Origin of the sequence: Variovorax sp. TBS-050B, assembly GCF_029893635.1 — a bacterium.
Lineage (GTDB): Bacteria > Pseudomonadota > Gammaproteobacteria > Burkholderiales > Burkholderiaceae_C > Variovorax.
The window spans coordinates 1,776,413-1,788,060 of sequence record NZ_JARXYR010000002.1 but is presented as its reverse complement, the minus strand read 5'-3'; the positions used below and the strand labels follow the sequence as shown (position 1 = coordinate 1,788,060).

The 11,648-nt window shown below is 69.6% G+C and carries 8 protein-coding genes; 3 read left to right on the top strand and 5 right to left on the bottom strand.

Annotation, left to right across the window (positions count from 1 at the left end):
• Positions 1 to 10 precede the first annotated feature (10 nt).
• The 3 genes from M2165_RS11520 to atpE all read left to right on the top strand — a co-directional run bounded on the left by M2165_RS11520 (position 11) and on the right by atpE (position 6,112).
• On the top strand, positions 11 to 871 hold the full coding sequence (locus M2165_RS11520) for an aldolase (protein WP_280814768.1): 861 nt from the start codon (positions 11 to 13) through the stop codon (positions 869 to 871).
• A gap of 138 nt (positions 872 to 1,009) precedes the next feature.
• Positions 1,010 to 5,725 (top strand): LamG-like jellyroll fold domain-containing protein, encoded by a 4,716-nt coding sequence (locus M2165_RS11515; RefSeq protein WP_280814767.1) that lies wholly within the window; start codon positions 1,010 to 1,012, stop codon positions 5,723 to 5,725.
• A gap of 147 nt (positions 5,726 to 5,872) precedes the next feature.
• Complete coding sequence (gene atpE / locus M2165_RS11510; RefSeq protein ID WP_280814766.1) at positions 5,873 to 6,112, top strand: F0F1 ATP synthase subunit C; 240 nt, start codon at positions 5,873 to 5,875, stop codon at positions 6,110 to 6,112.
• Between the two features lie 12 nt (positions 6,113 to 6,124).
• On the opposite strand, the gene M2165_RS11505 is transcribed toward atpE, so the two are convergent.
• The 5 genes from M2165_RS11505 to M2165_RS11485 all read right to left on the bottom strand — a co-directional run bounded on the left by M2165_RS11505 (position 6,125) and on the right by M2165_RS11485 (position 11,570).
• Positions 6,125 to 6,844 carry an SDR family oxidoreductase gene (locus M2165_RS11505; protein WP_280814765.1) on the bottom strand — a complete coding sequence of 240 codons (720 nt, stop codon included), beginning with the start codon at positions 6,842 to 6,844 and terminating at the stop codon, positions 6,125 to 6,127.
• A gap of 206 nt (positions 6,845 to 7,050) precedes the next feature.
• Positions 7,051 to 7,944: an acyl-CoA thioesterase II gene (locus tag M2165_RS11500; RefSeq protein ID WP_280814764.1), complete on the bottom strand. Its 894-nt coding sequence runs from the start codon at positions 7,942 to 7,944 to the stop codon at positions 7,051 to 7,053.
• Between the two features lie 275 nt (positions 7,945 to 8,219).
• On the bottom strand, positions 8,220 to 9,572 hold the full coding sequence (locus M2165_RS11495; protein ID WP_280814763.1) for an FAD-dependent oxidoreductase: 1,353 nt from the start codon (positions 9,570 to 9,572) through the stop codon (positions 8,220 to 8,222).
• Positions 9,569 to 10,546 (bottom strand): tripartite tricarboxylate transporter substrate binding protein, encoded by a 978-nt coding sequence (locus M2165_RS11490; protein WP_280814762.1) that lies wholly within the window; start codon positions 10,544 to 10,546, stop codon positions 9,569 to 9,571. Before M2165_RS11490 ends, M2165_RS11495 begins: the two co-directional genes overlap by 4 nt.
• A gap of 43 nt (positions 10,547 to 10,589) precedes the next feature.
• Complete coding sequence (locus M2165_RS11485) at positions 10,590 to 11,570, bottom strand: tripartite tricarboxylate transporter substrate binding protein (protein WP_280814761.1); 981 nt, start codon at positions 11,568 to 11,570, stop codon at positions 10,590 to 10,592.
• Positions 11,571 to 11,648 lie beyond the last annotated feature (78 nt).

Below are 11,648 nucleotides of genomic sequence, written 5' to 3'. Positions count from 1 at the left end.
GACTCTTCGTATGTCGAAGGACAAGACCGCGCGCCTCAACCGGCTGCTGCAGAACGGGCGCTGCCTGGACATCGCGCTCGACCACGGCGTGTGCAACGAACCCTCCTTCCTCGACGGCCTGGAGGACATGCCCGGCGTCATGGACAAGCTCGTGGCCGCCGCGCCGGACGCGATCCAGCTCAACTACGGCCAGTCGGACCTGCTGCAGGACCGGCCCGGCCGCGACAAGCCGGCGCTGGTGATGCGCATCGACATGGGCAATCCCTACAACGCCACGCTGCACCGCGTGATGTGGGCGGTGCTGCAGAACGAGCACGACCCGGTGCTGCCGGCCGTGCAGCGCGACGCGGCCTGCGTGGTGGTGAACCTGTTCATGCTGCCGAACGAACCCGACCTGTTCCGCCAGTGCGTGCAGAACATCGCGCGCGTGCGCGCCGACTGCGACCGCTACGGCATGCCGCTGATGATCGAGCCGCTGGTGATGCAGTCGCCCACGCCCGGCAGCCGCTACCAGGTCGACGGCGACGCCGAGAAGATCGTCACGCTGGTGCGCCTCGCGCGCGAGATGGGCGCCGACATCGTGAAGGCCGATCCGACCGGCGACCCGAAGGAATTCCACCGCGTGGTGCAGGCCGCGCGCTGCCCGGTGCTCGTGCGCGGCGGCGGGCGCGAGGACCTGCAGCAGGTGTTCGCGCGCTCGCGCACGCTGCTGGACCAGGGCGCGGTCGGCATGGTGTACGGCCGCAACGTCTACCAGCACGCCAACCCGTCCGCGGTGGTGCGGGCGCTGATGGCCATGATCCACGACGGCGCGAGTGCCGAGGCGGCCTGGGCGCTCTACGAATCGGCCGGCGCGAAGCCGGGCAGATAGCGCAGGCGCAGACCACAAGAACACATCAGCACGGCAGGCGTTCGACCCGACGCCTGCCGGGGTGCGCCCTGCGCGCGCACCGGAGAAGAGCCGAGCACGGGTGCCCCTGAGAACACTTGCTACAACCTGGAGGCGACGATGAAGATCCGGTATTTCCTGATGGCGTTCCTGGCGCCGCTGGTCACTCTGCTGACCCATGCGGCGATCACCGGGGTCAGTCCGATGACGACCCTGGGCAACATGGCGACGGCGGTCGCCGAGGCGGTGGCCGATCCGCTCCCGCTGCAGGGGCCGGGGCTGGGCAACCTCAGCTACACCTCGGCGGAACTGTTCAAGCCGGTGTCGATGATCACCAGCGCCGCCCATCCGCTCGACCCGGCGCACAGCGACGCCTACGAGTCGCGCGAGGTGCCCGCCACCTACCCCGGCCGCAAGGACTACGGCATGAACGCCGGGATCATGGTCAACGGCTACTTCCTCACCTCCTTCGCGCCGGACAGCGGCCTGGGTCCGGGCGGCTTCCTGCTGTACGACGTCTCGAACCCGCGGCAGATCCAGCTCGTCAAGAAGATCTACGAGCCCGAAGGCCGCACCAAGGAATTCCGCGAGACCCATTCCTTCGGCACCGCGAAGATCGGCGGCAAGACCTACGTGGTGCTGCCCAGCATCTACGGCGTGGAGTTCTGGGACTTCACCGACGTCAACAACATCCAGCAGGTGAAGAAGCTGGTGCTGCCCGGCGTGAACGCCGGCGACTATGAGAACGTGGCCTGGCAGCTGTGGTGGCAGGCGCCCTACCTGTACGTGGCCTCGGCGGGCCGCGGCATGTTCATCGTCGATGCGACCGACCCCGCGAACGCCGTGGTGGCGAACCGCGGCGCCGGCAAGCCGAACCCGGTGCCCACGGGCGAACTGGGCGGCTTCCGCCTCGGCCCCATCTTCACGATGGGCAACCACATGGTGCTGACCGCGATGGAAGCCAACGGCGGCTTCGCCAGCCTCGACATCTCCGACCCGCTCAATCCCAAGGTGCTCGATGCCATCGTCGGCACCACGCCGTTCTACTACGCGACCTGCTTCGACGGCCGGAACATGCACGTCTCCACGCGCGGCGGCGGCGCCAAGATGTACAGCTACGACCTCAGCGACCGCTCGCGCTTCCTGGCCGAGGACAACCGGCTGGTCATCGACGAACAGCTGTATTGCGCCACGCAGGACAACTACGTGATCCAGGGCGCGCAGACCCGCATCCACAAGGTCGACGTGAGCAACCCGCTGAACCACGTCGAGGTGGGCCGCGGCAGCATCCTGCGCGAGGACGATCCGAACTTCTCGCATTCCGACAACGGCCAGGTCGCGATGTTCGGCAACCTGGTCTTCGTGGGCAACGACCACGGCTCGGGCAGCGGCTTCATCGTGCACCAGGTGGACCCCGACACGACCCGGCCCGAAGTGAAGCAGGTCTCCCCCGCCAACGGCGCGAAGCAGCAGGCGCTGAGCTCGCGCATCGGCCTCGGCATGACCGACAACATCCGGCCCGAGAGCGTGAACGCCAACACCTTCATCGTGCGCCCGGTCGGCGGCAACACGCTGGCGGGCACCTACAGCGTGCAGCTCGGCATCATCAACTTCCATCCCGAGCAGCCGCTCGCGCCCGGCACCAGCTACGAGGTGTTCCTGCCGGCCAACGGCATCAAGGACTATGCGGGCAACGCGATCGGCGCGGACTTCAAGTCGGTCTTCCACACCGGCAACGCGAGCGACATCAACCTGCAGCACTACTGGACGCTCGCGGGCAACCTCTCGGACCAGATCGCCGCCAACAACGGCACGCCCGCCACCGGCGATGCCTTCGAGAGCATCGGCCTGAGCTTCGCCAACCGCACCGCCGGCGTGCCGCTGAAGACCGACAGCGTCGCCACGGTGCTCGGCGGCACCGCCTCGCTGAGTTTCTACATGAAGACCACGCAGGCCGGCAGCGCCAACCCGTGGACCGCGCCCGGCATCTTCGGGCGCGACCAGGCCTCGGGCGCGGACGACGTGTTCTGGGGCTGGCTCGACGCCAACGGCCGCATCAACCTGTCGGTCGGCAACGCCGCGACCAACAACCCCGGCACGCGCTCGGCCGCGGCCGTGAACGACGGCAACTGGCACCACGTGGTGATGACGCGCGACGCGGGCTCGGGCGCGCAGACGCTGTACGTCGACGGCGTGAAGGCCAGCTCCACCGGCCTCACCGGCACCAAGGGCCTGTCGAACAAGTTCCAGGTGATGGGCCAGATCCAGGGCAATGCCGACCTGTTCCGCGGCACGCTCGCGGAGGTGCGCGTCTACAGCCGCGTGCTGAGCGATGCCGAGGTCGCCACGCTGCGCGGCCAGGCCATCATCGGCGACCCGGGCATCGGCGGCGGACCGAAGATCGTCAACGGCCAGCTGGTGTTCAACCCCGCCACGCTCGGCAGCAGCGGCGCCCAGTTCCGCTGGAACTTCGGCGACGGCACGCAGACCGCCTATTCGAGCCAGGCCGGCTACACCTACACCTACACGCGCCCCGGCCACTACACGGTGACGCTGACCGTGCGCGACGCGAGCGGCCGCGAGACCTTCTACACCTACAACGTGACGGTGATCATGCCCACCACCGCCACGCCGCCCACGCACACCACCAACATCACGGGCGACGCGAACGCGGTGTATTCGGTCAACCCCGACAGCGGCACGGTCGCGGCGATCGATGCGCAGAGCCTCGCCAAGCGCTGGGAAGTGCGCGTGGGCGACGAGCCCAAGACGCTCGCGGTCGGCCCCGACGGCCGCATCTGGGTCACGGTGCAGGGCGAGGACAAGCTGGTGGCGCTCAACGCCGCCGACGGCAGCCTCTCGGCCACCGTGCCGCTCGCCTACGGCAGCGGCCCCTACGGCGTGGCCTTCACGCCCAACGGCACCCGCGGCCTGCTCACGCTCGAGAGCAAGTCGGCCCTCGTGAGCTTCGATCCGGCCAGCGGCGCCGTCACCGGCACGCTCGCGCTCGAAGGCGCGCTGCGCGGCATCGCGGTCAGCGGCGATTCGCAGCTCGCCTACGTGACGCGCTTCAAGTCGAAGATGACGGGCGGCCAGCTGCACAAGGTGAACCTGCAGAGCTTCAGCGCGATGACCACCATCGCGCTGCCGGTGGACACCACCACCGTCGACACCGAGAGCCGCGCGCGCGGCGTCGCCAACTACCTGAGCCAGGTGGTGATCTCGCCCGACGGCCGGCGCGCGGTGCTGCCCTCGAAGAAGGACAACATCGTGCGCGGCCGCTTCCGCGACGGCGCGGACCTGGTGCACGACCAGACAGTGCGCTCGATCCTCTCGCAGGTCGATCTTCAGGCCGCGGCCGAGGTGTTCGGCGAGCAGATCGACTTCGACGACCGCGCACCGGCGCGCGCCGCGCTGTTCTCGCCGCCGGGCGACCTGCTGTTCGTGGCGCAGATGGAGGGCAACCGGGTGGCCATCGTCGATCCCTACAGCCGCTCGGTGCGCGGCGAGATCAACGCCAGCAGCGCGCCGCACGGCCTGTACCTCGATGCGGGGCGCAAGCGGCTCTTCGTCAACAACTTCCTCGCGCGCTCGGTCTCGGTGCACGACGTGGCCTCGGTGCTGGCCTCGGAAACGGCGGCGGCGATCTTCCTGCAGAACGTGTCGACGGTGGCGCAGGAGCCGATGGCGGCCGCGGCGCTGCGCGGCAAGCAGGTGTTCTACAACGCCTCCGACCGGCGCATGAGCAAGGACAACTACATCTCCTGCGCGAGCTGCCATGCCGATGGCGGCGACGACGGCATGGTGTGGGACTTCACGCAGCGCGGCGAAGGCCTGCGGCGCACCATCAGCCTGCAGGGCCGGCGCGGCCTGGGCCACGGGAAGCTGCACTGGACCGCGAACTTCGACGAGGTGCAGGACTTCGAGAACGACATCCGCGGCGAGTTCGGCGGCACCGGCTTCCTGACCAATGCCGACTTCGCGGCCACGGCCAATCCGCTCGGCGCGCCGAAGGCCGGCAAGAGTGCGCAGCTCGACGACCTCGCGGCCTACCTGAGTTCGCTCAACAAGTACATGCGCAGCCCGGCGCGCACCAGCGACGGCAACCTGAGCGTGGAAGCGGCGCGTGGCCAGACGGTGTTCAACACCGCGCAGTGCGCCACCTGCCACACCGGCGGCACCTTCCGCGACGGCCTGCGGCACGACGTGGGCACGATCCAGCTCTCGTCGGGCAAGGGCAGCAACCAGCCGCTCGCGGGCCTGGGCTTCGACACGCCCACGCTGTCGGGCACCTGGAGCAACACCGCCTTCTTCCACAACGGCCAGGCGGCCACGCTGCAGGCGGTGCTCGAAAGCGGGCACGGCAATGCGTCGAGCCTGCCCGCGTCCGACGTGGTGGCGCTGCGCGAGTACGTGCGCTCGCTCGACACCGCACCCGCTGTGGTCACGCGCATCCGCTCGGACCTGAGCAACCTCTGCGTCAACATCAAGGGCGCGCTGACCACCAGCGGCACGACCGCGGTGCAATGGCCCTGCGGCACCGCGTCCAACGAGAAGTTCACGGTCACCAGCAGCGGCGGCTACGTTCAGTTCGTGGCCGAGCACAGCGGCCTGTGCCTGGCGCAGAGCGGCACCGCGACCACCAACGCGGCCGTGGTGCAGCTGGCCTGCACGGCCGGCACCACCACGCAATGGACGCTCGTGGGCTCGACCATCCGCAACCGCGCCTCGGGTTCGTGCCTCGACGTGCCGAACAGTTCGACCACGCAGGACACGGCCTTGATCACCTGGACCTGTAACGGCGGCACGAACCAGAACTGGACACAAGTTCCGTAACCCCAGGCTGCGCGCTTAGCGAACGGCCGGCCGCTCACGCGGCCGGCTTTTTTCCTTCTGGGGCACATGACGTCCCAGGTCATGGATTGCATCCACTGCTTGCGGGACGATCAAGCCATCGATTCACAACCCGAAGGAGAAATCACCATGACCGGCTTCAACATCCTCCCGCTCGCCGTCGCGCTCTTGATCGGCATCGCCGCGCTCGGCTCCTGCATCGGCATCGCGCTGGTCGGCCAGAAGTTCCTCGAAGGCACGGCGCGCCAGCCCGAGATGGTGGACCTGATGCAGACCAAGTTCTTCCTGGTCGCGGGCGTGACCGACGGGGCCTTCATCATCGCGACCGGCATCGGCCTGTGGTTCGCGACCGCGAGCCCCTTCGGCTGACGCGGGCCGGCTTCAGACCGAGCGCGTGATGCCGCCGTCCACGCGCAGGTTCTGCCCGGTGATGTAGCCGGCGCCGTCGGAAGCGAGGAAGCCGATGGTCGCGGCGATCTCGGCCGTGCGGCCGTAGCGGCCCATCGGGATGCGTTCGCGGAACGCTTCCTTCTCGGGCAGGCTGTCGATGAAGCCCGGCAGCACGTTGTTCATGCGCACGTTGTGCCTGGCGTACTGGTCGGCGAAGAGCTTGGTGAAGGCCGCGAGGCCGGCGCGGAACACGCCCGAGGTCGGGAACACCGGGTCGGGCTCGAAGGCCGCGAAGGTCGAGATGTTGATGATCGCGCCGCCGCCCTGCGCCACCATGTGCGGCGCGACGAGGCGGCTCGGCCGCACCGCGCTCAGCAGGTAGACGTCCATGCCGCGATGCCAGTCTTCGTCGCTGATCTCGAGGATCGGCGCGCGCGGGCCGTGGCCGGCGCTGTTGACCAGCACGTCGATGCGGCCCCATTCGGCGATGACGCGGTCGACGAGCTTCTTCAGGTCGTCGTTCGACTGGTTCGAGCCCGTCAGGCCGATGCCGCCGAGTTCGTTCGCGAGCGCTTCGCCCTTGCCCGACGAGGAGAGGATGGCGACGCGGAAGCCGTCCTCCGCGAGCTTGCGCGCGGCGGCGGCGCCCATGCCGCTGCCGCCGGCGGTGACGATGGCGACCTTGTGGTGTTGCTGCGGTTCGGAAGACATGGGGTGCTCCTTTGCTTTTGTCGTGCGGGGGCTGGCATTGTGGCCAGGGAATGGATGGCCGTCTTTTTGTCCGGGGCGCGTGCACAGGGCCGCGGGTGCCTCCCTCCGCGAATGTCCCCCGGCCTTCGGCCTCCTCCTTTATTTCGCTGCGGGAGGCACCCGCGGCCCTGCGCACGAGAGGCGCTGTCGTTGCGCGACGGGCTTGCTCACGCCGGCTGCTTGCGGATGCGCAGCATGCCTTCCTGCGCGGCCGAGGCCACGAGCCGGCCGTCGCGCGTGTAGAGGCTGCCGCGGCACAGGCCGCGCGCGCCGCCGGCGCTGGGCGAATCGATCACGTAGAGCAGCCAGTCGTCCATGCGGAAGTCGCGGTGGAACCACATCGCATGGTCGAGGCTCGCGGGGCGCACCTGGCCGCTCATGAAGCTGAGCCCGTGCGGCAGCATCGCGGCGCGCAGCAGGCCGTGGTCGGAGGCATAGGCGAGCAGCGCGCGGTGCACCATCGGGTCGTCGGGCAGCGGCGCGATGGCGCGCATCCAGATCGCGCTCTGCGACGCGACCGGCCGCACCTGGGGCGCGATCAGGTCCTCGGGGTCGACGCGGCGGTACTCGATGCCGTGCGGCTGCGTGGCCTTCGCGCGCCAGGGCTCGGGCAGCCGGTCGCCGAGCGCGATGCGCAGGTCGAGCTCGCTCGTGAGGCCGTCGGGGCCTTCGACCTCGGGCATCGCGAACTGGTGCTCCACGCCTTCGTCCACGGTCTGGAACGAGGCCGACATCTCGAAGATGATGCGCTCCTGCTGGCGCGCGACCACATGCCGCGTGGTGAAGCTGCGGCCGTCGCGCACCCGGTCCACGCTGTATTCGATCGGCGCATGCTCGCCCGGCAGCAGGAAATACGCGTGCATCGAATGCACCGGCCGCTCGGCCCCGACCGTGAGGCTCGCGGCCATGAGCGACTGCCCGAGCACCTGGCCGCCGAACACCGCAGGCGTGCCGATGTCCTCGCTCTGCGCCCGAAAGCGATCGCCGCCCAGCGGCTCGAGCTGCATGAGCGCGACGAGTTCGTCGACGAGGCGGGCGGCGGTGGCGGAATCGGGGGTCATGGGCGTGCAGGGAAACGGGGAGCTGCTGACGATAGCAAACGCGCGGGGGTGGGGGTGTCGCGCAGGGGTACGGACTGGCCGGACGCAGAGGACGCGAAGGTTTCGCGAAGGACGCAAAAGAACGGCCTGAAAATGTGGGCTGCCCCTGTGCAGCCGCAGCGCCCCGACGGACCCGAAGGACGGAGCCGCCGTGCAACGACAGCCCACCATTTTTCGGTATTCCTTTCGCGTCCTTCGCGCCCTCTGCGTACGGCTGTCCGCTCCCGCTCCCGCTTTCAGCGATCCAGATCCGCCCCGTCCGCCGCCAGCTTCTTCTGCAGCGCCGGCACGTCGACGTCCGCGAAGCGCGAACTGCCGAGCGCCGCCGCCGCGGTGCCCGCGGCCTGGCCCATGACGAAGCAGCCGCCGCTGGCGCGCGCGGCCGACTGGCCCTCGTGCGTCATCGCAGCGCAGCGGCCCGCGACCAGCAGGTTGTCGACCGTGCGCGGCACCAGCATGCGCCAGGGCAGCTGGTTGTAGGTGCGGTTCTCGTCGCGCGGGAAGGCCCACTGGATGCGGCCGTCGGCATGCATTTCCATCGGCCAGGCGTTGATGCCGATGCTGTCGTCGAAGCGCGCCGAGGACAGGATGTCCTCGCCGGTGAGCGCATAGAGGCCCTCGATGCGGCGCGTCTCGCGGATGCCGACCTGCGGCGCGATCTCGACGATCGCCGAGCCGGCGAAGCCCGGCACCTCGGCCTTCATGAACTTGAAGTACTCGGCGATCTGGCGCCGGCCCTCGAGTTCGCCCTCGGTGAGCTCGCGCGCATCGACGCCGTTCATCGCCCGGCCCGCGGCATTGCGGATCTGCGTGACGTTGGCGCGCCATTCGCGCGGGTCGATGTTGGGCCGCAGGATCGCGCCTTCGCGCGGGAAGCGGTAGACGCCGGGCTTCTGCTGCTGCACCTGCGCCATCAGGTCGTTGATGGCCTTGAACTCGCCCACGGCCGCCAGCGCCGGGGCCGCATCGACCTGGCCGACGCGGAACATGGTGGTCGGGAACAGCCCGCTGCCGTGACCGTCGCCGACCTCGAAGGGCACGCCCGCGAAGGCCGCCACGTCGGCGTCGCCGCTGGCGTCGACGAAGGCGTTGGCGCGGATCGCCTGCCGGCCCGACTTGGTCTCGACCACGAGCGCGGCGATGCGGTCGCCCTCGCGCACCACGGCCGCGGCCCAGGCATGGAACAGCAGCTTCACGCCGGCATCGAGCAGCAACTGGTCGGCCGCGATCTTGTAGGCCGAGGTGTCGTAGGAGCGCACGCGGATGCGGCCCTGCATGCCGTCCTGCGGCTGGTTGAGGCCGCCGAGCGCGTCGATGCGCGCGAGCAGGTCGTCGGCCACGCCGCGCACCAGCAGCGTCATCTCGCCATCGCGCTTGCCGTAGAGGCCCGCGAAGTTGGTCACGCCGCCCGCGGTGCCCATGCCGCCGAGGAACCCGTAGCGCTCGACCAGCAGCGTGCTGGCGCCGTGGCGCGCGGCGCTGACCGCGGCCGCGATGCCTGCGGGCCCGCCGCCGACCACCACCACGTCGTATTCGCCGAACACCGGCAGCGCGCGCGCCGGCTCGTGGACTGTCATCGGGGCACTCATTGCAACTTGATGCCGCGCGTCGAGATGATCTTGGTCATGATCGCGGCCTCCTCCTTCACGCGCAGGCGCATGCCGTCGGGCGAGGTGCCCACGGCCTGCCAGCCCTGCTCGAACAGCTTGCGGCGCACCTCGGGCTGCTTCATGATGGTTTCGAGCTCGCGGCTGATGCGCGCCTGTGCCGTCTTCGAAAGGTTGGCCGGGCCGAGCAGCGCCACCCACACTTCGAGCGCGAAGTCGCGCACGCCGGCTTCGGCCAGCGGCGGCACCTCGGGCACCAGCGCGCTGCGGCCGCCCGTGAGACCGATGGCCTTGAGCTTGCCCGCGCGCACCTGCGGCATCGCCACGCCGGGCGGGATCAGGCCCATCTGCACCTGCTCGCCGAGCATCGCGGTCACGACCTGCGGATTGCCCTGGTAGGGCACGTGCTCGGGGTTGAAGCCCGGCACGCGGCTCTTGAGCAGCTCCATGCCGAGGTGGCCGACCGAGCCCACGCCGACCGAGCCGTAGTTCCACTTGTCGCCGGCCTTGCGCGCGGCGTCGAAGAAGCCGGCGCCCGACGGCAGGTTGGCCGGCGCCACCAGCACCAGCGGCGCGGTCGCGATCAGCGAGAGGTAGGTGAAGTCCTTGGCCGGGTCGTAGGGCAGCTTCGGATACAGCATCTTCGACGAGGTCAGGTTGCCGTTGATCACGATGCCGATCGTGTGGTCGTCGGTGGCCTTGGCCACCTGGTCGGCGGCGATGTTGCCCGAGGCCCCGGCCTTGTTGTCCACCACCACCGGCTGGCCGAGCGCCTTCGACAGCGGCTCGGCGATGGTGCGCGCGGCGATGTCGGGCGTGGAGCCCCCGGGGAAGCCCACCAGCAGGCGGATGGGCTTGGTGGGCCAGGCGGCGTCTTGTGCGCTGGCCGCGAGCGGCAGCGCGGCGGCTGCGGCCAGGCCGCAGGCGATCAGGAGGGCTCTCTTGGTGGCGTGCATGGAAATGGAGGAAGCGAGGTGTGAAAAAACGTAATGATGACAGCTACTCGAGACTGATATTGCCGCGGCGGACCAGTTCGCCATACACCTTGGACTTGGCCTGCGCATTGCGCTCGATCTCCTCGGGCGACCAGGCGAGCGGCTCGAAGGCGAAGGTGTCGAAGCGCGCGCGGATCTCGGGATCGGCGATCACCTTGGCCACGTCGGCGTTGATCTTCGCCTTCACCGCTGGAGGCACGCCCTTGGGCGCGAGCAGCGAGACGAAGGAGTTGACCTCGAGCGAGGCCGGGCCGCCCGCCTCGGCCATGGTGGGCACATCGGGCATCTGCGGAATGCGCTTGGGCGCCGCGACCGCGATGTAGCGCAGCTTGCCGGCCTTGTAGATGCCCTGACTCGACGGAATGCTCGCGAAGGCCCACGGCACCTCGCCCGTGCCGACGTTCGAATAGAGCTGCGACACCTCGCGGTACGGCGCATGGCGCATGCGGATGCCCGTGAGCGCCTCGAGCTGCTGCGCACCCAGGTGCCCCGGGCTGCCCACGCCCCAGGAGCCATAGACGATGGCATCGGGCTCGGCCTTGGCCGAGGCGATCAGGTCGGCCATGGTCTTCCACTTGGAGTCGGTGCCCACGGCCACGAAGAAGGGCGTGCGGAACAGCGAGGCCACCGGGTCGAAGTGCTGCAGCGTGACGAAGTTGCGCGACTTGTACAGGTGCGGCAGCGCGGCCACGTGCTCGCTGTCGAGCTGCAGCAGCGTGTAGCCGTCGGGCGCGGCGCGCCGGGCCTGGTCGATGGCGATGAAGCCACCGCCGCCGGGCTTGTTGTCGACCACCACGCGCTGGTTCCACAGCCGCGCGAGCTTGTCCGAGACCAGACGCAGCACCGCATCGGGGCCGCTGCCGGCCGCGAAGGGCGTGACCAGGGTCACGGGCTTGCTCGGGAAGTCGCTGCCCTGCGCCCAGGCGCCGGAGGCGGCGGTCAGGGCCAGGGCGGCGGTCGTCAGCCATGCGCGCGGAAAGTCCATGGGTTGTCTCCTGGGCCTTCGGCCCCGTGGTTGGAATGAAAGATGACGTAGAACGGAACGCATGTCAGCCCCCCAGCG